The sequence below is a fragment of the Pseudomaricurvus sp. ABR4_320 genome, assembly GCF_056159445.1.
In genome coordinates, this window is the sequence record NZ_JBSWVF010000001.1 from 333,052 (window position 1) to 355,926 (window position 22,875).

Annotated in this window: 22 protein-coding genes; 11 read left to right on the forward strand and 11 right to left on the reverse strand. The window is 52.4% G+C overall.

The features are described 5' to 3' along the window. Positions 1–5 precede the first annotated feature (5 nt). The 6 genes from ACXAFR_RS01390 to ACXAFR_RS01415 form a co-directional block, all read right to left on the reverse strand. Positions 6–1,574, reverse strand: coding sequence for a class I adenylate-forming enzyme family protein (locus ACXAFR_RS01390; RefSeq protein WP_475171067.1), 1,569 nt, complete (start codon positions 1,572–1,574; stop codon positions 6–8). Positions 1,575–1,578: 4 nt separating this feature from the next. Beyond that, positions 1,579–2,358 carry a glutathione S-transferase family protein gene (locus ACXAFR_RS01395; protein WP_475171070.1) on the reverse strand — a complete coding sequence of 260 codons (780 nt, stop codon included), beginning with the start codon at positions 2,356–2,358 and terminating at the stop codon, positions 1,579–1,581. Further along, the gene (locus ACXAFR_RS01400) at positions 2,355–3,137 is read right to left on the reverse strand and encodes a glutathione S-transferase family protein (RefSeq protein WP_475171073.1); all 783 of its coding nucleotides are present in this window, start codon (positions 3,135–3,137) and stop codon (positions 2,355–2,357) included. Before ACXAFR_RS01400 ends, ACXAFR_RS01395 begins: the two co-directional genes overlap by 4 nt. A 193-nt stretch (positions 3,138–3,330) precedes the next feature. After that, positions 3,331–4,068, reverse strand: a complete 738-nt coding sequence (locus tag ACXAFR_RS01405) for a nuclear transport factor 2 family protein (RefSeq protein ID WP_475171075.1) — start codon at positions 4,066–4,068, stop codon at positions 3,331–3,333. A gap of 112 nt (positions 4,069–4,180) precedes the next feature. Further along, the gene (locus tag ACXAFR_RS01410; protein ID WP_475171077.1) at positions 4,181–6,475 is read right to left on the reverse strand and encodes a TonB-dependent receptor; all 2,295 of its coding nucleotides are present in this window, start codon (positions 6,473–6,475) and stop codon (positions 4,181–4,183) included. 343 nt (positions 6,476–6,818) lie between these two features. Beyond that, on the reverse strand, positions 6,819–7,181 hold the full coding sequence (locus ACXAFR_RS01415) for a group I truncated hemoglobin (protein ID WP_475171080.1): 363 nt from the start codon (positions 7,179–7,181) through the stop codon (positions 6,819–6,821). A gap of 105 nt (positions 7,182–7,286) precedes the next feature. Between ACXAFR_RS01415 and ACXAFR_RS01420 the strand changes: the two genes are divergently transcribed. Together ACXAFR_RS01420 and ACXAFR_RS01425 are read left to right on the forward strand one after the other, a co-directional pair. Further along, complete coding sequence (locus ACXAFR_RS01420; RefSeq protein WP_475171083.1) at positions 7,287–7,715, forward strand: RrF2 family transcriptional regulator; 429 nt, start codon at positions 7,287–7,289, stop codon at positions 7,713–7,715. Between the two features lie 136 nt (positions 7,716–7,851). Further along, complete coding sequence (locus tag ACXAFR_RS01425) at positions 7,852–11,322, forward strand: acyl-[ACP]--phospholipid O-acyltransferase (RefSeq protein WP_475171085.1); 3,471 nt, start codon at positions 7,852–7,854, stop codon at positions 11,320–11,322. A gap of 36 nt (positions 11,323–11,358) precedes the next feature. On the opposite strand, the gene ACXAFR_RS01430 is transcribed toward ACXAFR_RS01425, so the two are convergent. Next, entirely contained in the window at positions 11,359–12,276 is a 918-nt protein-coding gene (locus ACXAFR_RS01430) for a LysR family transcriptional regulator (RefSeq protein ID WP_475171089.1), read from the reverse strand. Positions 12,277–12,367: 91 nt separating this feature from the next. On the opposite strand from ACXAFR_RS01430, the gene ACXAFR_RS01435 reads away from it, so the two are divergent. Then, positions 12,368–13,612 carry an MFS transporter gene (locus tag ACXAFR_RS01435; RefSeq protein ID WP_475171091.1) on the forward strand — a complete coding sequence of 415 codons (1,245 nt, stop codon included), beginning with the start codon at positions 12,368–12,370 and terminating at the stop codon, positions 13,610–13,612. On the opposite strand, the gene ACXAFR_RS01440 is transcribed toward ACXAFR_RS01435, so the two are convergent. Both ACXAFR_RS01440 and ACXAFR_RS01445 read right to left on the reverse strand, forming a co-directional pair. Continuing rightward, positions 13,609–14,004, reverse strand: a complete 396-nt coding sequence (locus tag ACXAFR_RS01440) for a YchJ family protein (protein ID WP_475171095.1) — start codon at positions 14,002–14,004, stop codon at positions 13,609–13,611. The two genes, ACXAFR_RS01435 and ACXAFR_RS01440, sit on opposite strands and share 4 nt — an antisense overlap. Before the next feature lie 80 nt (positions 14,005–14,084). After that, the gene (locus tag ACXAFR_RS01445) at positions 14,085–14,999 is read right to left on the reverse strand and encodes an AEC family transporter (protein ID WP_475171100.1); all 915 of its coding nucleotides are present in this window, start codon (positions 14,997–14,999) and stop codon (positions 14,085–14,087) included. A gap of 50 nt (positions 15,000–15,049) precedes the next feature. On the opposite strand from ACXAFR_RS01445, the gene ACXAFR_RS01450 reads away from it, so the two are divergent. Together ACXAFR_RS01450 and ACXAFR_RS01455 are read left to right on the forward strand one after the other, a co-directional pair. Continuing rightward, positions 15,050–15,172, forward strand: coding sequence for a hypothetical protein (locus ACXAFR_RS01450; protein WP_475171102.1), 123 nt, complete (start codon positions 15,050–15,052; stop codon positions 15,170–15,172). A gap of 50 nt (positions 15,173–15,222) precedes the next feature. Next, positions 15,223–16,077, forward strand: coding sequence for an endo alpha-1,4 polygalactosaminidase (locus ACXAFR_RS01455; RefSeq protein ID WP_475171105.1), 855 nt, complete (start codon positions 15,223–15,225; stop codon positions 16,075–16,077). A gap of 33 nt (positions 16,078–16,110) precedes the next feature. Here ACXAFR_RS01455 and ACXAFR_RS01460 read toward each other — a convergent pair whose 3' ends face one another. Beyond that, a complete protein-coding gene (locus ACXAFR_RS01460) occupies positions 16,111–16,548 on the reverse strand; it encodes a hypothetical protein (RefSeq protein ID WP_475171110.1) in 438 nt (145 codons plus the stop codon). Between the two features lie 37 nt (positions 16,549–16,585). Then, a complete protein-coding gene (locus ACXAFR_RS01465) occupies positions 16,586–17,047 on the reverse strand; it encodes a hypothetical protein (protein WP_475171112.1) in 462 nt (153 codons plus the stop codon). 243 nt (positions 17,048–17,290) lie between these two features. Between ACXAFR_RS01465 and ACXAFR_RS01470 the strand changes: the two genes are divergently transcribed. The 6 genes from ACXAFR_RS01470 to ACXAFR_RS01495 all read left to right on the forward strand — a co-directional run bounded on the left by ACXAFR_RS01470 (position 17,291) and on the right by ACXAFR_RS01495 (position 22,660). Continuing rightward, on the forward strand, positions 17,291–17,515 hold the full coding sequence (locus ACXAFR_RS01470) for a hypothetical protein (RefSeq protein ID WP_475171116.1): 225 nt from the start codon (positions 17,291–17,293) through the stop codon (positions 17,513–17,515). A gap of 100 nt (positions 17,516–17,615) precedes the next feature. After that, positions 17,616–18,728 carry a spermidine/putrescine ABC transporter ATP-binding protein PotA gene (gene potA, locus ACXAFR_RS01475; RefSeq protein ID WP_475171120.1) on the forward strand — a complete coding sequence of 371 codons (1,113 nt, stop codon included), beginning with the start codon at positions 17,616–17,618 and terminating at the stop codon, positions 18,726–18,728. Next, positions 18,721–19,590, forward strand: coding sequence for a spermidine/putrescine ABC transporter permease PotB (gene potB / locus ACXAFR_RS01480; RefSeq protein WP_475171122.1), 870 nt, complete (start codon positions 18,721–18,723; stop codon positions 19,588–19,590). Before potA ends, potB begins: the two co-directional genes overlap by 8 nt. A gap of 169 nt (positions 19,591–19,759) precedes the next feature. After that, positions 19,760–20,596, forward strand: a complete 837-nt coding sequence (locus ACXAFR_RS01485; RefSeq protein ID WP_475171125.1) for a purple acid phosphatase family protein — start codon at positions 19,760–19,762, stop codon at positions 20,594–20,596. 250 nt (positions 20,597–20,846) lie between these two features. Then, positions 20,847–21,614 (forward strand): spermidine/putrescine ABC transporter permease PotC, encoded by a 768-nt coding sequence (gene potC, locus ACXAFR_RS01490; protein ID WP_475171127.1) that lies wholly within the window; start codon positions 20,847–20,849, stop codon positions 21,612–21,614. Further along, positions 21,611–22,660 (forward strand): extracellular solute-binding protein, encoded by a 1,050-nt coding sequence (locus ACXAFR_RS01495; protein ID WP_475171130.1) that lies wholly within the window; start codon positions 21,611–21,613, stop codon positions 22,658–22,660. The genes potC and ACXAFR_RS01495 overlap by 4 nt, the downstream gene beginning before the upstream one ends. Positions 22,661–22,875 lie beyond the last annotated feature (215 nt).

Genomic DNA, 22,875 nt, shown 5'->3' on the forward strand with positions numbered 1-22,875 from the left:
TGAACCTAATTCAGACGGATGCCACCTCCTGTTGACGCGTCCCAGTAACTGGCTCGCAGCCGTTTTTTGTCGGGCTTGCCTGCCGACGTCAGCGGCAGGGAATCCACAAAAGTTACTGAGCGCGGCGCTTTGCGACTGCCCAGTTTTTTCTGCGTCCAGTCGATTACCTGCTGCTCCGTAAGCCCCTGACCGACCACGACCGCATGCACAGAGACACCGGACTCAGGGTCGGGAATACCTATCACCAAGCAGTCGACAACGTCCGGCAATTCAACAATGATCGCTTCGACTTCGGAGGAAAACACGTTGTAGCCAGCGGTGGTGATCATGTCTTTCTGTCGATCAACGATGTAGAGATAACCGTCGTTGTCGCGATAGCCGATATCACCTGTGTGGTGCCAACCAAAGCGACGAATCTCTTCGGTTCCTGCAGCATCTTTGTGATAACCCTTCGAAACCAAAGTGCCACGCACGACGATCTCACCTCGCTCGCCGTTTGCCAGTAAACGCCCCTGTTCGTCCATGATTTCAACACGAACCGATTCTGTGCCACGGCCGCAGCTGGACAAGCGCTGTTGTTGATCTCCCCAAGCGGCAGCGGCGGCCACCTCTGGTGATAACCAGCTGATAAACATGGGGCACTCAACTTGACCATAGCTCTGACATACACAGGGACCAAACACCGAAATTGCCTGCCGCAATCGCGTGGCAGAAATCGTTGAGCCGACTAAAAACAAGAGCTTTAATGACCGAAGATTGGCACTGCGAATACGAGGTTCATCCAATAATTCACAGAGTAAAGACGGGGACAAATGCATATGGGTAACACGATGCTGAGCTATAGCATCGAGAATGGCGGCGCCTTCGAACCGCGGTAACAGGACCTGGGTTGCGCCAAACGACAGCGTCGCCAAACTGAACGGCCCGGCCGCATGAGAGATGGGCGCCACGATCAGATTCACTGGATTTACCGTGCGACCGGTCAACTTGACCGCTGCGGTTTCGATCATGGTGCCCCAAGTGAGGTTGGAAACATCCACACCGCGCATAGGTCCTGTGGTGCCCCCGGTTGGAAACACACCGACAATATCGGATAGATTGCCAAACGGATCGCCATCGTGATCACTCACAGGGACGCCGTTGGCAGCCATAAATTCGTGCAGGGACGGATGCCCTTCGCCACGCTTATCCAAACAAATGCAGCGCAACGAATCCCCCATCCGTTGCTGAAACACGTCAACGTCAGCGGCGAGACTGGAATCGTAAAAGAGCCACTGACAACCGACGAGCTGCAGATAATCGCTGCTGGCCGCGGCAGGACTAGTGATGTGCAGGGGAATCCAACGTCCTTCTGCTCGCCAAATCGACAACAAAGTGATCAGGGATTCGGCGCTGTTCGGCGAATAGATCGCGACAGCGTCCTGTTTTGCAAATCCTTGAGCATAGAGCGCCGAAGCCAACTGTTCCGTTTGTGCCTTCACGCTGGCAAAGGTATAGCGTTTATTACCTTCTATGACGCAAATACGCGACGGATCAAGATCGTGACCTCGGTCGAAATAATCTATGGATCTCACCGGCCTACCCCCAGCGGTTGATCTCCGGTCCAGGAGCCCATCCGCCACTGCCACCAGCATCCGAGCCCGCCGTCATAGCTGCCGCAACACTTGGACGGGTGCGCATACGCTCGAGCCAAGCCTGAGTATGAGTGGCATCCGTGAAGGCATCTGGCATAATAGACTGCATACCCGACAGCCAGCTGTAGGTTTCTAAATCTGCCAAGCTAAATTGGTCAAACAACCACGTCTTACCATTAAGCTGGCCTTCAAGTCGTTCAATCAACTGTTCAATTTTACCTTTGCAAATCGCTAGCGACTCCAGGTCTGTGGCATCATCCCGCAGAGCCTGCCAGCGCTCTTTTAAATCCTGACAGTCAATGCGATTGAGTAAATCCGCAAAGTCAGCATCAGACAGATTTCGAATCCTCTCACCACTGAAGGTTACCGTGCCCAGTAATGCAGCAGCCGGCGCCACACGTTCAATCACATAGCGACACCACGCCATAATTTCCCAGCGCTCATAAGCCGAATTGCCCTGCAAGGACTCGCCTTGCCCCACTTCATCCAAAAAGCATCCGATGAAGACAGAATCGACCAGAGGCTCGCCATCGACCACAAGCACCGGCCCCTCCCCTTCGACACTCATTTGCAACTGAGGCGTCATCTCACAGGGGATGCTGTAGCGGCCGCCAATCGATAAATCAATCAACCGGGTGTCACAAGACAAGTACTTTTCGTGCATCGCGGCCAATACCGTCAACGAGGGACCGATGGGCTCGCCATGAAATAAAGTCATGCTCATGCGGTTGCTCCTTGCACGTGATTGCGATCGAGAAATTCAGCGCGCTTTGAAAGCGGTGTGCGACCTTTGGCCCAGGTGGCCCGAGTCGCCTGACGTTCGTAGATTTTGCGTAGCCATTCCATTATGTGCGGGGTTTTATCGTCGTTGCAGAGCGCCGGTTGGGACAATGGCAGTGCGACGCCTAAATTGAATCCGTTGATGTCCGCCAGAGAATACATATCCGAGGCGAGCCATTCACGCTCTTTCAATGCATTTTCCAATAGGGTGATGCCGACCGCGACGCGCTCTCGAGAGGCCATCAGTTCCTCTTCACTGAACAAACCGTAGATCGCTTTACGCCAGGAAACCCGGCGCTCTGGCATTGGAATGCGTTCAATGGCTGCAGCCAATTCGTCCGGATCGCGATCGCGAACGGAAGGCCCAACAAAGACACTCCAACCAATCATACTCACGGAGGGACCAAACCATTGGTCCATAAACTTCATCCACCAGCGAATTCGCCATTTGTCCCGCGGATCCGAGGGCATGAGTGCCGGCCCCTCAAACGCCTCATCCACGTATTCCATAATGGCCGTGGATTCTGTCAGCACACGCTTGCCATGGACCATCGCGGGAATGGTGCCGTTGGGATTAATGGCCAGGTATTCCGGCTTGTGTTGGTCAAAATTGAGGAGATCCAGATAACCACTCTCATAATCAACGCCTTTTTCCGCCAGAGTTAACATAGGCTTGCCGGAATTTGCGTTGGGTTCCCAGTGGTAAAGTGTGACTCTATCCATAGTAAGACCTTATTATTATTTAATGATGTGCCGCTGATCGATCGCGGGTTAAAACCGTTCGAGCACCGTTGCAATCGAGTATACCCAAGCCCAAATGCGACTCACAGAGACCTGGCCGGAAGCAGGTGTTCCACCGCTGGAACAGCAAGCATTCAATGTCATAGTGGCCCGCAAAGCGCCTGGTAAACCACTTTTAATAGGTGTCGGTGTCACGATCACGGCTGAGACGTTCTGCCCGAATCGGCTCTCCTGTAACGGGATGCGTCATATGGAACGGGACTAACCGATGGGTTGGCCAGAGGCAACGGTCGTCGTAGAGCTCATCGGGTCCCAGGGGATTTTCTTCACTGCGTACCGACGACATAAACGGCACATAGTTGTGGCGGGTATGAGCCCAACCGGTTTCAAAATCTGCATGCCACTGTGGCACATAGTTCAGAATGTGAATGCGCCAGACGCCGCCCACTTTTCGATAGGTATTTTCATACAAAGCACCCTCCCACCACTGCCGCGGCTCACCATAATCTTTGTGGGTGCCAGCCATCATATTGCATCGAAAACGGCCGTAGGCTGTTATTCCATCCGCATCAACGGTTACGATATCCTGGCTCATTGGATGGTCCAGTAAGAACCCATCGACCGGCCCGTTATTTCCATAGGTAAAACGTTTCTGAAATGATTCAATGTAAAGGCGGCGGGCACCGGCATGGCCACGGTAAATGCCGCCGATAAAGCGCACCTCGCAATCTTCCGTAAACAAATCAACCACTTCTCGGTACAGACATTTATCAATCAGATACCCATACAGGTGATGCAATTTACGCACGGCTTGCTCGTCTTCCTGTATTTGCAATCGACCTTGCAAGCGCTCTATCTGCTCTTGTAGCGCGGCAACGATATCCGTCAGTTCACTGATGGCTTGCTCAGACATAACACCTCCTAAATTATTGTGGAAATCCCGACAACTTTTGGATCAACCTCAAACGAAAAAGGGGGTTAATGACATCATTAACCCCAACCAAAGGACCGTCTGAAACTGGAATTTAGAATTTGCGTTTAACGGACAGCGACCACTCACGAGGATCACCCAGGGTGTCGTACGCGGTACCGGTGAACGAATAGACCGAGTTAAACTGGGTCATATAGATGTCTTCGTCGGTGAGATTGGTGACGCCAAAGGCGATGTCCAAATTTTCATCCGCATTGCGCCAGGCGATACGCGCGTTAACCACGGTTTCTGCGTCATAGTATTGCGCTTCGCCAAACAGAGAGCGGCCACCGACAAAAATTTCGCCCTGATAATTCACATCGACACGCGTATAGAGAGAGCCGGAATCACCGAGCAAAAATTCATATTGGCCGCCAATGCTGTACTTCTCTTCTGGCGTCATAAACGCCACAGGATCGTTGAGGTTAACGTTCGTCCCAACAACCGGATCCACTCTGTCCCATTCACTGTCGATATAACTGGCCGATGCGTCCAGGGTGAGCTGACCATAGACGACGCTAAACTCTGCCTCTACACCCGTAAAGGTGCCATCCCCACCGTTTTGACGCACACCACAGGGCCCACCGCCAAAGTCGGAACAATCGGCAAGCGGCAGCTGAATATCCTCGTACTCATTTTGGAACAGAGAGATATTCAATGTGCTGTTCGCGAAGGGGCTGGTTTTAAAGCCCAGCTCGTAGGCCGTAATCGTCTCCGGCTCAAATGCTCCGTTCAACGCCTGTTCAGCCGTAAAGGGCCGCGCCGATACACCGCCTCCTTTAAATCCAGTCGATACTGATCCATAAACCATGATGCTGTCGCTGATCTGGTAATCCAGTGCCAGTCGATAGTCGGTCTGATCTCCGTCGTAAGAGGCAACCAAACCATCGAGCGCTCCGAGAGATGTCGATGGCGTGCCATCCATATTCTTGCGAACAAACTGATAGTCTTTGCTTTCTTCGGTGTAGCGTAGACCAGCGGTTACGGTAAATTCGTCTGAAACGTTATAAATCAGAGTACCGAAAACCGCTTGGGTATCGGCATCGACAGGATCATCCCCAACAAACGCCAAGGCTGAACCGGGAGAAATATAACGAATATCCTGAACCGTGTAGTAAACGGTTTCCTGTTCGGAATAATAGGCGCCAACGGTGAAATCCATATTTTCGGTGACGCTGCCGTTTAGGCGGAACTCCTGACTGTAGAACTCATGGTCCATGTCGTTGTAGCCAATGGCAGACACAGAGGGATCGGGCGTGAAATCGTCATCTGTGCCCCACTGAGTGTTGTAGGTTCGATAGGCGCTGATCGACACGAGTTGCAGATTCTCAGACAGTCCCCAGTCGACATTTAAAGAGACGCCTTTGCCTTCAAATTCCGTATTGGTCGCAGTGAGGTTGGCGGGATTATCGCCGTCGGCATAGGTCTGGTAATCGACGTAGTTACAGCGATCACCACAAATGTAATCTTCGGTAAGATCAGAACGAGTCAATACATCTGCGGTGTTACTGCGATCGATTTGCGTAAAATCTGCCGCCAGAGTCACATCCAATTGATCACTGGGCGCCCAGCGTAAAGCGGCACGAGCTCCGGAATATCCCTCTTCGCCCATTTTATCAATGGTACAACCAGAACCACCACGCCGCGCGAGTATTCCCTCGTCATTGTCTGGATTCACACAGCCATAATCTTTCCGTTTAACAAAACCATCCTGGGTTTTGCTGACACCAGAAACGCGGCCAAACAAATTTTCCGCGATTTGAAAATCGGCTCCGGCGCGTATATCCATACGATTGCGGCTGCCGTAAGTGGCTTCAACGAAACCGGTTTCTTCTCCGGTAGGTTTGCGAGTCACCAACTTGATGGCACCACCAATGGAGTTGCGTCCGGTTAACGTGCCTTGTGGTCCACGCAGAATTTCTACCCGCTCTAAATCCAAGAGATCAAAATTTGCACCGGTCAACGTGGGATAATAAACGTCGTCGACATACATACCGACGCCCGGCTCATAGGCGGGGTTAAAATCGTATTGGCCAACGCCGCGGATGTAAGAGCCAATGGAGGGGCCAAAGGCGCCACCCATGGTTTTTAAACTGACATTGGGTGCCTGCGCTGCGACATCCTCAATACTGACCTGATTGCGCGCTTCCATCATATCTGCGCTCATTGCCGTAATTGCCAGAGGCGTATCCTGCAAGCTTTGCTCCCTGAACTGCGCAGTAACAACCACCTCCTCTATGGTTCCCAGTGAGTCAGATTGCGCATTAACGTGAGTGGAAAGACCTGAAGCTGAGACGGTTGCCAGTGCAATAGCCGCGGTTAGCGGTTTTTGAAAAAGACTACTCTTCATCCGTTAGTTTCCTCTGGTTTTTATTTTATTTATTAACCAATTTTCTATGAGCGGGTCACTTGCTACCCGGGAGGCCGCTGTGGACCTGTACGTGTGAATCAATTACGTCCCGACAGGCTGTCACAGACACGCGGAGGTAACTGGTAGAGGGGAGTATAGGGAAGACAATTTTGAGTCGATAGATGACAAAATGAAAGCCGACGTTCCAATTATGGAACCACATAAAACCCGACAAATACCGACAAATGACGACGAAAGCGTGCCATCAACACAGATATGCTGATGGCACAAAACCGCACACGGAGACCATCGCGCAGGCCCTTAAAGGCGACGCATCACTTGGTTAACGATTTAACACATCATCGCGTACACTGTTCGCAACAGCCGCGACTTCCGCAATTTTTTCTTGGGGAACATTGAACTCGATCAAGGTTTCGCCCAGCAATTCGACGATAGCATCGACATGGCTGTCATTGAGTCCCCTGGCAACCAAATGCGCGTGGCCATCGCGCATGTTTTTGCCGGTGTATTTGCTGGGTCCACCGAAGGCAAACGCCAGAAAATTCGCTTGCTTACGAATTTGCGCGTCCATGTCAGTCTGATCAAAATACCCATTGACGCGATTATCCGCCAACACTTTTTCATAGAAGGCTTTGACCACAGGTTCCAGGGCGGCGCGCCCTCCAAGATCATCATAAAGACTCATAGGGACAACTCCTTTAAACTATAGGCATGACTCATTTAATAATGTATTAAAAATACATTTTATAACCCCCTGGGTCAAACAGATTGACACTTTTGGAACACGACCATGCAACTTAGCCTGCAAACCGATTACAGCTTGCGACTGCTGCTGCTGTTGGCAAGCAATCCAGAGCGCCGCATTACCATCAATGAGGTTGCAGATCGCTATGCAATCTCTGCCGAACACCTGCGAAAAGTGGTTCATTTACTGGGCAAGTTACAGGTAATCAAGACCTATCGTGGCAAAAAAGGTGGATTTGAACTCGCCAAGACACCAGAGACCATCAACCTTGGTGAATTGGTCGCGATTACTGAAAACCGGCAGCCTTTGGTTGATTGTTACTTGCAGCCCTGTTTGTTGGCGCGCAAATGCCGCATGAAAAGTGTTTTGAGCGAGGCGCAAGACGCTTTTTACGCCGTATTGAACAACTATCATCTTGCCGATTTGTACGAAGATACCGATATGCAGCTGCTTGTCTTACCGGAACTGGCCTGATGCATGCTGCGGCGAAGAACCCGCCATTGCTGAACATACTGCCGCCCCGCTCGTCTACACTGAAAGGGCTTGATGCATTTCCCCGGGACGACAACCTCTTTACGTTGAGCAGACGCTGTAAACAAAAGGATATTCAATGAAGTCACTGCTGAAGGTTCCTGGAGCCCTCGCCTACCTACTGGTTATTTTTCTCAACGCATTCGTTGATCTCGGCCATAAAATCACCATACAAAACACCATCTTCAAGGTGTTTGATGGCCAAACTCAAGTGGTACTGACCGCGATTGTCAACGCACTGATCCTTTTGCCGTTTATCCTTCTGTTCAGTTTTGCTGGTTACACGTCAGATCGTTTTCACAAACACAAGGTAATGCAGATTACCTCCTGGCTGGGGGTCGGTCTTACCCTGGCAATTACCGCCTGCTACTATCTTGGATTGTTCTGGCCAGCTTTTGCTATGACGCTTTTGCTGGCCATTCAGTCCGCTGTTTATTCACCCGCCAAATACGGTTATATCAAGCTACTGTTTGGTAAAGACCACCTTGCAGAAGGCAATGGTCTGGTACAGACAGTGACGATTATTTCCATTTTGCTCGGTACCTTTGCTTTTTCAATTGCTTTTGAAAGCTGGTACTTGCCGTCTGAATCGCCCGAAGAAGTCCTAACAACCATTGCACCCATTGGCTGGTTGCTGGTCGCCGTCAGCCTGATCCAGGCTCTGCTCAGCAGTCGGCTGCCGGAGCGCGACAGCCTCTCTCACGACACTCCCTTCTCTCTCGCCGCCTGTTTCAGTACGGCCACGGCACTGAGCACCGTCAAACCGCTGCTCAGCAACCGAGTAATTCGCTTGTCCGTGGTTGGTCTGGCTATTTTCTGGTCAGTAGGACAAGTGATGCTGGCGGCGTTTCCGGCGTTCGCCAAAGAAACCCTGGCCATTGATAACACCATTGTCATTCAGGGCATTCTTGCTGCCAGTGGTCTCGGTATCGCGACAGGATCCTGGCTGGCAGCACGCTGGTCTCGCGGCCATATTGAAACCGGGCTCATTCCCGTGGGCGCACTCGGCGTCGCTCTGGGACTGTCTCTCCTGACCACACTGACCACCACTCAGACGCAGGCGTTGGCGTTCTTTTTCATCGGCACCATGGGTGGTCTATTTATTGTTCCATTGAATGCGTTAATTCAATTCCACGCCCGCAACGAAGAATTAGGACGAATTCTCGCCGGTAACAACCTGTTCCAAAACATTTCCATGTTGTTGTTTCTGGTACTTACCGCCGTCTTTGCGTTGGCACAACTCAGCAGCGGTTCGCTGCTCAACCTTATTGCGCTGGTTGCGGTTATCGGTGTTGTCTATACGGTCTATCAATTGCCCCAGAGTCTGCTGCGACTGCTGTTTGAAATTGCCATGCGACAGCGTTATCGGGTGCAGATTCAGGGGCTGAACAACTTGCCCTCGCGCGGTGGCGTCTTGTTGCTGGGTAACCATATCAGCTGGATTGACTGGGCGATTGTGCAGATAGCGTCACCGCGGCCGGTACGCTTCGTTATGATTCGATCGATCTATCAGAAATGGTATTTGAAGTGGTTTTTCGATCTGTTTGGCACCATTCCTATCGAGCCGGGCATCAGCAGTCGCAAGTCACTGTCACTTATTGCCGAAAAACTGAACGGCGGCGAGGTCGTCTGTTTATTTCCCGAGGGCGCCATTTCTCGCACCGGGCATCTTGGCAGTTTCAAACAGGGTTTCCAGCGGGCCTGTGAAGAATGCAACGACGATGTCGTTATCGTTCCTTTTTACCTGCGGGGTTTGTGGGGCAGTCGCTTCTCACGATCGTCAGAACAATTACGCCGGGAGAGTCGCAGCGGCCGCTATCGAGACCTGATTGTCGCCTTTGGTGAGAGCTTGCCGCGCACCAGCAGTGCCGATTCGGTCAAGCGCCGTGTTTTCGAGCTATCGATTCGCTCCTGGGAACTCTACGTGACCAATTTACCGACGATCGCTCAGCACTGGTTAAAAACCTGCAAGCGCCAAGGTGGTCGACGGGCCATATCTGATACGATGACCGGCAACATGTCAGCAAGAATGCTGCTTGCGGTCACGATAGCGTTCGCGCGCCGCTTGCGTCCAACCTGCCGCGATGAAAAGAACGTCGCATTATTACTGCCAACATCGCTGCCCGGTGTGATCGCCAATATGGCAGCCTTGCTGTTAGGTAAAACGCTGGTAAATCTGAACTACACCGCCAGTCCGGAAGCGCTGCGGGCCGCGCTGCAACAGGCAAACATTAAAACCGTCATCTCATCGCGCAAGTTTGTGGATAAACTGGAAAACAAAGGCTTTGCTGTTGCACCGCTGTTTACCGAACTCAAAGTTGTCCGGATGGAAGACTTGCACAAAGAGACCTCGAAAGCATCGATTCTTGGTTGGTGGCTGGCAGCATTGCTCTTACCTTGCCGTCTTTTACAGGCGGTGGTTTGTGAACGTCAGGATGCGGATAACCCGGCTTATATTCTCTTTTCCAGTGGCAGTGAGGGTGCGCCCAAAGGTGTGATGTTGACTCACCGCAATCTGCTGGCCAACATCAAGCAGACCAGTGATGTGCTAAACGTTGAGCAGCAAGATGTCATTATGGCGTGCCTGCCTTTGTTTCATGCGTTTGGCCTTACCATTACCGTATTACTGCCGTTGGTTCAGGGCATTCCTATGGTATGCCACGCCGATCCGACGGACTCGCTGAACATTGGGAAAGCCATTGCTCGTCATCGGGTCACCATTCTGTGCGGCACCTCAACCTTCCTCAATCTCTATGTCAAAAACCGCAAAGTGGTACCCTTAATGCTCGAAAGCCTGCGTGCTGTCGTTGCTGGCGCAGAGAAACTCAACCCGAGCGTGCGTCAGGCGTTCACCTTGAAGTTCAGCAAGCACATTCTCGAAGGCTATGGCGCTACAGAGACCAGCCCCGTGGCCAGTGTCAATCTTCCGGATCAACTGGATACGGATTACTGGAAAGTCCAATTGGGCGGCAAACCCGGTACGGTCGGCATGCCCTTGCCCGGCACCAGCTTTAAAGTGTGCGATCCGGAAACACTTAGCGAACTGCCTACCGGCGAAGATGGCATGATTCTGATTGGCGGCAGCCAGGTTATGAAAGGCTATCTGCAGGCACCGGAAAAAACCGCCTCGGTCATTCGTGACATCGATGGCTTACGCTGGTACATCACCGGCGACAAAGGGCATTTGGACGAAGATGGCTTCCTGACAATTGTCGACCGCTACTCTCGCTTTGCGAAACTCGGTGGCGAGATGGTCAGTCTTGGCGCCGTGGAAAGTCAAATTGAAAAACTGTTTCCAGACTCCGACAAAGAATTTCTTGCGGTCGCCCTGCCCGATGCGAAAAAAGGCGAGCGGGTGATTTTGCTCACCACCGCGGAGGTAACCCTGGAAGAACTGAAACAACAACTGCTCGCAGCGGGACACAGTCCGTTGACGATTCCAGCAGAGGTTTTACAGGTTGAAGAGATTCCCAAGTTGGGTACCGGCAAACGGGATTTCGGCAGCGCGAAATCACTCGCGGCCGAGCTGACTGCAACCACTTCGTCGTAACACCGATCAGGAGCGCCAAAAAACACTGGCGCTCGCTCACGGGGAAAACTCAAGGGGTGGCAGCGACGCTTCAGCTCGTAATATCTGAATAAAGTTACGTGCAGCCGGAGACAAATCCCGTCGCCGAGCCAATGCCAGATCAACCGTCGGTTCCGGTTTTTGCAATGTACGGAAGACAACACCTTTGACCGCCAGCTGTCTGGCGGATTCCGGCAGCATGGTGACACCCAGTCCAGCAGCAACCAGCGATAATATCGATGCTACCTGTGGTGCTCTCTGCACGACTTGCGGGGAAAACCCCGCCGCCTGACAATAACGCTCTATGCTCTGCTGAATACTGTCTGCTGCCGTCACGGTGGAAACGATGAACCCGTCATCCTTTAACTCCAGCGCCTGTACCCGTCCACGGCGAGTCGCCAGGCGGTGATGCCCAGGCAGCGCGACCAGCATAGACTCGCGCAGCAGTGGTTCGACAGCAAACTCCTCACGCAGATTGTCGGTTGATCGCAGCAGAGCCACTTCGATGCGCCCGCCGTAGAGCGCCTCTTGCAGCACGGTCGAGTTGCCCTCAAGCAGTTGCAGTTCGATCTGTTGATACTGTTGGCGATACAACTGTAAAGCGGCGAGAATCAGAGGGTGAAAAACAACGGTACCGGTCACACCGAGCGTCAAAGTACCCAATTCACCCGCGCCCACACGCCGGGCCTCACCAACTGCCCCTTCGAGTTGCGAAGACAGATGCCTGACACGTTCGTGGAATGCTTGACCGGCTTCCGACAAAACCGCGCCTTGGGGCTGCCGATGAAACAACGAAACACCAACCTGCTTTTCAAGGTCTTTGATTTGCTGACTCAACGGAGGCTGTGCAATCCCCAATCGCGCCGCAGCCCGCGTAAAATTTTGTTCTTCCGCTACCGCAAGAAAATAGCGTATGTGTCTAAACTCTATAGGCATACTTAATAAATATAACTTTAGCTGATTTCATATATTAGACCTATAGGAAAGGTCGCGCTAGACTGCAGGCAGATTTAGCGAGTATCCGATTATGACCTCTTCCTCCGTGACCAGCCTGCCAACCAACCCAATTGAGCCGGTGAACAGCAACTATGTCTGCAAAGGCACTACGGACTATATCAAAGCCCGTCTGGCACTATTCTTACTGGGTTTTGCTAATTTTTCACTGATCTACTGCATTCAGCCGCTGTTGCCGCAACTGTCGAGCACCTTTCAGGTTTCTGCAACGGAAAGTTCCCTGGCCCTGTCGCTGACCACCGGCTTTTTGGCCTTTGCAATCGTTCTGGCAGGCGCGTTTTCTCAAACCCTGGGACGCCGTGGCTTGATGTTTGTATCTCTGGCACTCGCGGCGATCCTCAATATTGCCGTCTCTCTCACCCCAAGCTGGCACGGCTTATTGATTGCGAGAGCGCTGGAAGGCATTGTTATCGGCGGCGTTCCGGCGGTTGCCATGGCCTGGCTCGCCGAAGAAATTGAGCCCGCACACCTGGGTGAAGCCATGGGGCTCTATGTCGCGGGTACCGCCTTTGGTGGAATGATGGGACGGGTGGGCATGGGGATACTGACCGAGTTCACCTCCTGGCGTCACGCCATGGGAATCCTCGGCGTGCTTTGCCTCTTCGCCGCGATCGGTTTTATTCGGCTTCTTCCGCCGTCACGCAACTTTGTGCGCCAGACTGGCTTTAACTTTCGCTACCACCTGCAGAGCTGGGCTGAGCACCTGCGCAATCCAACGCTGCTCAAACTCTACGGCTTGGCATTTTTATTGACCGGTGCTTTCGTCAGTGTGTTCAACTTTTCAACGTTTCGTCTGACCGGCGCACCCTATTCCCTCAGCCAAACCGTCACCAGTCTGATTTTTCTGGCCTATGGCTTCGGAATTGTCTCTTCATCAATCGCGGGCACACTGGCGGATCGCTACGGTAAACGCCCTCTTTTACTTGCGGGCCTCGCGCTGCTGTTCATTGGAACGGCGATTACTGTTGTCGACAATCTGATGGTAATTGTTATTGGTATTGCTCTGCTAACAACGGGCTTTTTTATCACCCACTCCGTCGCGAGTGCCAGCGTCGGCAGTGCTGCGAGCCAAAACAAAGGCCACGCCACATCACTGTATTTGCTGGCGTATTATGTTGGCTCCAGCATTATTGGTTCGGCAAGTGGTTGGTTCTGGGAAAATGGCGGCTGGACACAATTGACTCTATTTACCAGCTTGCTGTCTATTGCCGCCATAATCCTGGCTATGCAAATCCGAATAAAAAAGTCGACCCACTAGCGTTCGTGAACGATACCCCCCACGTAAAACCAGCGGCCCGCAACACGGGTGAATTCAGACACCTCGTGTAGCGACTGTAGTTCACTCCCCTCTTCGGAGCGATACCAGGCTTTGAATTCAACGGTACCCTGATCGCCCTGCTGAGATTTTTTAAGAACCTCTAACCGGCAATAGTCAACACTGCGTTGGGATAAATCAATCGCGTTAAGATCCCGCGCTGTCGCAGGGAACCAAGTCTTTAATAAATACTCGCCGTAGCCGCCCAGCGCATAGGCGGTATAACGGGACCGCATCAATTGTTCGGGAGTCTTGGCCACCGCGTCACCGCTAAGAAAGCGGCCACAACAGGATTCGAAACGATCGTTTTTTCCGCAGGGGCATTGGGTTGACATAGTTTTCTCACTGAACATTTAAGAACGCCGCAAATCTAATGGTAGCGGTTAAAGGATGCAAATGCCGCGTTGTTCAAGAGTCAAAAGGTATTGGCAAACAAGCTCAGTATGACCACCAAAGACACACCCGCAAACAGCGTCTGCAAGGTAATGATTGCAGCCATAAGATGGCTGTCTCCCTGCAACTGCCGAGTTAATACATAGGCAGTCGGCGCTGTAGGCAACGCAAAAAACAAAACGACAATAAGGCTTTCCTGAGGCGGCAGGCCAAACAGAGTCGCGACCAGCCAGCCCAGCATTGGCATCATCAGCAATCGAAAGCCACAATTGAGAATCAGAGCCCGCGCTTCGCCAACGAGCGCTTGCGGTTGTAACGCAGCTCCCACACACAGTAACCCCAGAGGCAAACTGGTAGAAGACAAGTGTCCGAGCAGCAGTTCAAAGCCACCACCAATAGGTATGCCAAGATAATTAACCACAGCACCCGCGACACAAGCCAGAATCAGCGGGTTGCGGGCAATCGGTGACAACAAGGCACCAACTCGCATACCTTGCTGCGCGGTGAGGGCCCAGACAGAAATCACATTGACGACCGGCACCATCAGCGCCAGCATGATGGCCGCTTGCGCCAACCCATCCGCTTGAAAAAGCGCCCCGACGATAGCCAGCCCCAGATAGGTATTAAACCTGAGCCCACCCTGCACAAAAACACCGAAGCGCTCGGCACGCCAACCTGCGACACGCCGCCAGAGTATGAGCAGGCAGGTCGCCAGCAGAAGTCCAACCAGTGCGGCACCGCCCAACGATATCAGCTCTGGGGAGTCCAATGGAGCCTTACTGAGGTTGTAAAACAGCAACGCGGGAAACAGGCAGAAATAGTTTAATCGCTCAGCCCCCGGCCAGAAGGCTTCATTGGGGAATTGAAACCGTCGCAGACTGTAACCCGCCACAATCAGTGCAAATAACGGCCAGAGTGTATAAATGACAACCGGCAAAAATCACCTCTCCCTCAACGTATCGCGGCCAGTGTAGCGGGAAAACCCTAATGGCGCGAAAGTCAGACGTCACAGAGGGGCTGCTGATGCAATTACAAGCGATTAAGAGACACGACACCGCCGAGGACTGGCGTGACACACTACAGGAAAACCCCATCTATACTTGCGAATGACACACCGAAGACAGAATTCATCGAGAGAAGTTATGGTACAGAAGGCGGTTTTGAGTGCACTTGTTCTGATCGGCCTACAGGCTTGTGGCGGCGGAGGAAGCGGCAGCGCAGAAGAGACGGCGACCACATCAACCCGAGTGACGGGAACACAGACACCGGCGCCGATTACTGAGGGTAATTGGTATAAACCCGCCGTTATGGCCAGCTGGCAGTGGCAGCTGAGTGACACGCTCGATACCCGTTACGACGTAGAAATTTACGACATTGACCTCTTCGATACCTCAGTTTCGGATATTCAGACACTGCAAGCCGATGGCCGCAAGGTCATCTGCTACTTTTCGGCAGGCTCTTTTGAAGACTGGCGAGATGACAGTGCCGATTTTGCTGCAACGGAACTCGGGAATACTCTGGATGGTTGGGAAGATGAACGCTGGCTGGATGTCCGCACCGACAATGTTCAGGACATAATGGAAGCACGGCTGGATCTTGCCGTAAGCAAAGGGTGCGATGGTGTTGAACCGGATAATGTCGACGGTTACACCAACGACACGGGTTTTGAACTCACGGCAGAAGAACAACTGGCTTACAATCGATTTCTCGCTAACGCGGCCCACGAGCGGGATCTCGCCGTAGCGCTCAAAAATGATCTCGATCAAATTGAGGATTTGGTCGAATATTTTGATTTTGCGGTGAACGAGCAATGCTTTGAATACGATGAGTGTGGGTTGCTTGAACCCTTTATCACAGCGGGTAAGCCCGTGTTTAACGCGGAATACGAGAGCAGTGTTGTGAACTCGGCAACTGCTCGCGATGCCATCTGTGCCGAAGCCAACGACATGCAATTCAGTACCTTGTTTTTGCCGCTCGAACTCGACAACAGTTTTCGCTACAGCTGTGGTTTGTGACGCCAGCTAAGAGCGCCTCTGTCGTCGCCAGCCTTAAGAAAGCGTGTCGATGATGCCGTCCCCCAAATCACCAAGCCCATCCGCTGAGTGCAAAAACCGCTCTATCGACTCCGCCAGTAATTGACGGTCGACCCTATTTAAGGGGCGATCGATACCGGCGGTGTTGACATGATTAATAAGATGACCGAGAGATAATAAAACCGCATTGCGTTGAACACTGTGTGGATCGCAATAGTCCAGACCTCTAGCCAACGCGGCAATCGCCACCAGTATTTTGTGTGGGCGTCCACCGTTGAGCCCATCAAAAACCTCCGGGCGCGATTGCCAGACCGACTCCACCAAGCCTGCGGCAAACAGCTCTGAATCCTCTCCCAACATCCCCTGTCGGTCGTACGGCATAATCGCCGCCTGCAACACCAGCGTCGCCTCGCCCTTTTTTAGCACCCGTCTGGCGCTCTTAAGCAATCCCACAATTCCCCCATCGCAAGATGAAAAACCACAACCATCTTCACGACGCCGGGCAGCCCCTCACACTCAACCGAGCTTTCGCCTGCTGTTCAAATTCTGTCATAACAGACTGAATCTCAGGCCCCAGAAACGCAACAGCGCTGCGCAGTATCTGCTTGTCCCACTGACTTAAACGGTAACATTGACCGTAACGGCTAAAGTCTCTGAGAAGATGGGCGAGACAGACCATAAAAAGGCGCCACTGATCGCCATTCTCATGGCGCTGCTTGAGCCCCTCAATGAGTCCGAGCGCGGCGAGTGTCAGTCGATGCAGGCGTCGCTGGTGCTCTGCCGCGACACCCAAGGTGCTGTGTTCGACAGCGCGGGCTACCAGCGTATCGGCTAGATTTAAAGCTTGCTCGGGAAAGATCCCCAATCTCACATAGCCATTAAAACAGCGGGTGAGAATTTTAGCGGCCTCGGCCTGCTTGAATCCGTGTTTTGAAACGTGAACGATACCCATGTACATCTCCCTGGTAACTTCAGGTTTCACTATAGCTCTCTGGGACAGGCGAGAATGGCGTCACAGCCGCTTTTACTGGAGTCAAGTGCAATACTGTGAGCCGGCTCTCATTCTTGATCTACCTTGCCTGCTCGACGATTATTCGAAACGTGCAGATTGGAGAAATTCCAAAGCCATAGGATGCCAACAAGACCTGGACAGATGAACGCTTATAATGATGGACAGTGAAAAGAGGATTTCTCGATGAGTGACGACACCTGGGACGACATTCCCGAAGTTCGGGATGGCTTGACGAAAGCCGAACGCACCATCCTCTACTGCTTACATGAAGCACAAAAGGAGATGGGCGGTCGTAACGTACCCACCATTATGCTGTACGGTCGCGTTATAGAGCATATGGATATCAGTGAAGCTGAGTTTCAAACCCTGTTATCGAGAATGGTCGGGGTTGGCGGCGGCAGTCTATGAGCTCTTTCACTGACAATCGCCTCTGAACGCACAGCTGCTGACAGCATTTGGCATTTCTGGAAAAATAGCCGGACGTTTTAAGGCCTGTGAGCAAATACCGATGCCCCCTCCGCTTCTTTCCCTTCGCCAACTGTCAAAAAGCTATGCTGGTAAACAAATCCTCAAAGCACTGGATCTGGATATCAACGACGGCGAGTTCTTGACCCTACTGGGCCCGTCAGGATGCGGCAAAACAACACTTTTACGCCTGTTGGGTGGCTTTGAATTACCGGATACCGGTTCCGTAACCCTCGCAGGAGAGGACATTTCCACCCTGCCACCCGAGCGGCGCCCCCTGAATACGGTTTTCCAGCAATACGCACTTTTCCCTCATATGAGCGTATTTGACAATGTCGCCTACGGCTTAAAAATGGAAAAATGCCCGCGGGATGAGATTCAAACCCGCGTGAATGAGGCCCTGGAACAAGTACAACTGTCAGGATTTGCCAAACGCAAACCTTCACAGCTCTCAGGCGGACAACAACAGCGGGTCGCCATTGCTCGAGCGGTCGTCAAAAGGCCGCGATTGCTGCTGTTGGATGAACCTTTGTCAGCGCTGGATTACAAATTGCGGCGCAGTATGCAGATTGAACTCAAGCGTCTGCAACGGGAGTTGGGCATTACCTTTGTGTTTGTAACCCACGATCAGGAAGAAGCGCTTTCGATGTCTGATCGAATTGTCGTGCTCAAAGAGGGTCAGGTCCAACAGTTGGGAACACCGCGGGAAATTTACGAGCGCCCCGCAAATCTTTTTACCGCACAATTTATCGGCGAAACCAACTTACTGCCCGGAGACATACAACGTGTCGACCCAGAAGTCATCGCCATTGATGTGCTCGGCGTGGAACGACGCCTTAAGCCGCCAACCTTTGCCGTTAAACCTGGTCAACGTGTCAATGTGCTGTTGCGCCCGGAAGATATCCGGCTCCACGAACCAACTGCCGACATCGGCCTGCCGGGTGAAATCATCGAGCGCAACTATAAAGGCAGCACACTGGATTCCGTCATACGACTGGCCACCGGCCAGCAAATTCTAGCCAGCGAGTTTTTTGATGAAGAAGACCCCAGCTTCGACTATCGGCTGGGTGAGCCCGTCAAAGTAAGCTGGGTAGCCGGCTGGGAATGGCTGCTGCCAGAAGCCGTCAATGACAGGGAAGACTCAGTGCATGTCTAACGGGGTTTTAGCCGGGCGCGGACGCTTTCGAAACGCCGTACTGATGTTAATTTGGGGCTGGTTAACGCTTCTGGTGTTGGTGCCAAATCTCTTAGTCATTGCCGCCAGCCTGCTGACCAGAGACAACAGCCAGTTTATCGCCCTGCCGCTGACACTGAGCAACTATCTGGATATTCTCAACCCTTTATACTTCGATGTTTTTGTCGGATCCCTAAGCGTTGCGGTACAAGTGACCTTCTGGTGTCTGTTGATTGGCTATCCCTTTGCCTGGGCCTTGTCGCGCGTCGATAAACGCTGGCAACCGGCACTGGTGTTTTTGTTGATCATTCCCTTTTGGACCAACTCCCTCGTGCGCACGTACGCACTCAAGTTGCTACTCGCGACCAATGGCTTGATCAACGGCCTGCTGCAATCCCTGGGGCTCATCGATGAACCTCTTTCGATGCTGTATACCGAGGGTGCCGTCATGGTTGGCCTCGTCTATTTGCTTCTGCCCTTCATGATTATGCCCCTCTACGCAGTCTTTGAAGATCTGAGGGAGGACTTGCTGCTGGTATCCCGCGATCTCGGGGCTGGCCCTATTGCCACCTTCCGGCGAGTCATATTGCCGCTCACACTGCCGGGCATTCTGGCTGGCGTGCTTTTAGTGCTGCTGCCGGCAATGTGCCTGTTCTTTGTCGCCGATGTATTGGGCGGCTCTCGACAGTTACTGATCGGCAATATCATCAAGAATCAATTTCTGGATGCGCGCAATTGGCCCTTTGGTGCAGCCGCCAGTGTACTGTTAACCTTGGCTATGGCGGTATTGATCGCCAGTTACGCGCTCAGCCGCCGTTTCACCGGGGAACAGGAAACTCGGTAGCGTCGAATACACGTCATCGGCGACTTGTCGGACATACCTGTGTCACAGCCAATGGATAGACTGATGTCGAACCTTTGGGTCCACAATTGATCCAAGAGTGTACGGAAAGACGATACCTTCCAGTAAGCGTATCCCTAAAATCGCGTGGTTGAGGCACATTGCAGTTGTTATGTTGAAATTTTTCGCCATCGGAGATTGGGGTCGCGGCGGCGCCTGGGAGCAACAACGTGTGGCCAATGCCATGGCACGTGTTGCACACCAACAAGCACCGCGTTTCGTTGTTAGCACCGGCGACAACTTTTACGATGATGGGCTCACCGGCCTTGATGATCCGCACCTGCAAGACAGCTTTGAAAACGTCTACTCAGATAAAGCGTTGCAAATACCCTGGTATGCGGTTGCAGGCAATCACGACCACCACGGTTCCATCGATGCGCTTCTGCAATTTTCCCGCATCAATAAGCGTTGGAACATGCCAGCCACCTGGTATTCAGTCGAACACGAGATCGTCGAGGGCGTAAGCATCGAGTTCTTTTTTATCGATACCACCCCCTTTATTCGAGATTACTATCACTCGATTATTGAGCCTATTCCAACCCTGGACTTTGAAGATGCGAACCGTCAGCAATGCTGGTTACAGGAGAAGCTGCGCAACTCTCAAGCCCGCTGGAAAGTCGTCGTTGGCCATCATCCCGTCATTTCCGGCAGCCCTTTTCACGGCAGTGAACCGGATTTGGATTCAGCCATCGGCCCACTGCTCGCGGAATATAGTGTAGACCTCTACCTCTGTGGACACGAGCACGATCTTCAGCACCTCCGTCGTCAGGCCGTGCATCACATCGTCTGCGGGGCCGGTGCGGAACAACGCCAAACAGGCGCGCTGCCTGAAACCTGTGACGCCTTTTCAACCCTCGGCTTTGCAATGTTAGAAGTCACCGCGACGCATTTCCGTGCTGCCTTTTACGACGATTACGGCACAGCCATCTATCGGTGTGATCTGAACTGATCAAACGACTTGGACCTGGAGGCTGACACCGGGCCGGTTTTCTGGAAAAATAAGCGATTACGCCAAATCAGCCACCGGCCCGAGTCCTACGCCGATGACCAACGATCAGCCTACTTTACGTCAGCTTACGGTGACCTACCTCAACCAATGGGCTCGCGTCCCTGCTGGCCGCACTACGTCATCGAGTCAACGTAAGATCTTGACCATAAGCCGCGCTAATATTCTTGTTTACGCATAAGGAATCGACGTAATGCGCTGGCTTCCCCGCCTTTACCTAGGCCTGATCTATGTCCTGCTGTACATCCCTATCCTGGTCCTGGTGATCTTTTCGTTTAATGAATCCAGAACGGGCTACAACTGGGGAGGTCTCAGCCTGCATTGGTACGAACAGCTTTTTTCGAATCGTGCCATGATGACGGCTCTGTGGAATTCTCTGGGGCTGGCACTGGCGGCCGCAACCTTGTCGACGCTCATCGGCACCCTGACTGCCCTGGCGCTGCATCGGTATCGCTTTCGCGGCAAGAAGGTTTTAAACGGCATGTTGTTTGTCGTCATGATGTCGCCGGATATCGTTCTGGCTATCTCGCTGTTGGCTCTGTTTTTATTGATTGGCCTGCAGTTGGGTTTTGTCTCCTTGCTGCTCGCCCACGTAACCTTCTGCCTCCCATTTGTCGTGATCACCGTTATGGCAAGACTGAGTGGCTTTGATGAGCGATTGCCTGAGGCGGCGCGCGATCTCGGCGCCAGTGATTTCACCATGACACGCACCGTGTTGATTCCCGCCATTATGCCTGCGGTGCTTGCCGGTTGGCTGCTTGGGTTTACTCTGTCTCTGGACGATGTGGTCGTAAGCACCTTCGTCAGTGGCCCCGGCTACGAAATTCTTCCTCTACGTATCTATTCGATGGTTCGCATAGGCTTAAAGCCCGAGGTCAATGCCCTGGGGACACTCTTGCTTATGGCATCTCTGATTATGTTACTGCTTTCACAATGGCTTCTCACAAGGAAACACCTATGACCCTTCGCTTCAAGACACTTGGCGCACTACTCTTAACCGCCGTTTTATCCGGCTGCGGCAGCAACGAAACCCAGGTCTTAAATCTATACAACTGGTCCGAGTATATGCCTCAGGAAGTGCTTGATCAGTTTCAGGAAGAAACGGGCATTCGTGTCAATTACACCACCTACGACAGCAACGAAGCCATGTACGCCCGCCTCAAGCTCCTGGATGACAGCAGCCAGTATGATCTGGCGGTACCATCGACCTATTACGTAAATAAAATGCGCAACGAAGGGCTACTCGCCGCCATCGACCAGACCAAGCTCGAAGGGTTCGATAATATGGATCCCGAGCTGATTAATCGTCCTTTCGATCCCGACAACGCCTATTCTGTCCCGTATCTTTGGGGCACAACCGGACTCGCCTACAACGCAGACACCATTTCTGAAGGTGAAGTCACAGCCTGGGCAGATCTCTGGAAGCCAGAGTTTAAAGGTAAAGTCATGCTGACCAATGATATGCGAGAGGTCTTTCACGTCGGCTTACGAGTGCTGGGCTTTTCGGGCAACAGCACCGACCCCGCAGAAATCGAAGCCGCCTATAACAAACTCAAAGAGCTGATGCCATCGGTCAGGACCTTTAACTCTGACGCGCCCAGAATGCCTTACCTGGAAGGTGAAACCAGTGTTGGCATGATTTGGAATGGCGAAGCGGTTATGGGGCGCGAAGAGATGCCGGCGCTCAATTACGTCTATCCCAAGGAAGGCGTCATTGTCTGGCTGGATAGCTTTGTCATTCCCAAAAACGCCAAGAATGTCGACGCGGCTTATCAGTTTATGAGTTTTGTGATGCGCCCGGAAATCTCCGCGTTGATCAGCACGGAGATCGGCTATGCAACACCCAATAAAGTTGCTCGCGAACAGCTTGATGCGGATATCGCTAACGATCGTACCTCCTACCCTAACGCAAAAGACCTGACCTTTTCGGAGTTCCAGGAAGACGTTGGCGATGACATGCTGCAGATCTACAGCAAGTACTGGGAACAACTCAAAGCCGGCAACTAATCTATTTGCCCACGACGACGCCTTTTATTCGGGCGTCGTCGTCCGACGTCAAACCAATCCTCTCGCATCAAGGATTCACCTCTCTGACATCAGAGTGGTTAAAATTCACGTCTTACACGTCGCAATAAAAACAACGACAGCGTATCCATTCGAGAGAAACAAAAATACTAACGTTTCTTCTAACCGCTCTGTTTCCAGTACATCGCTCTTATAAC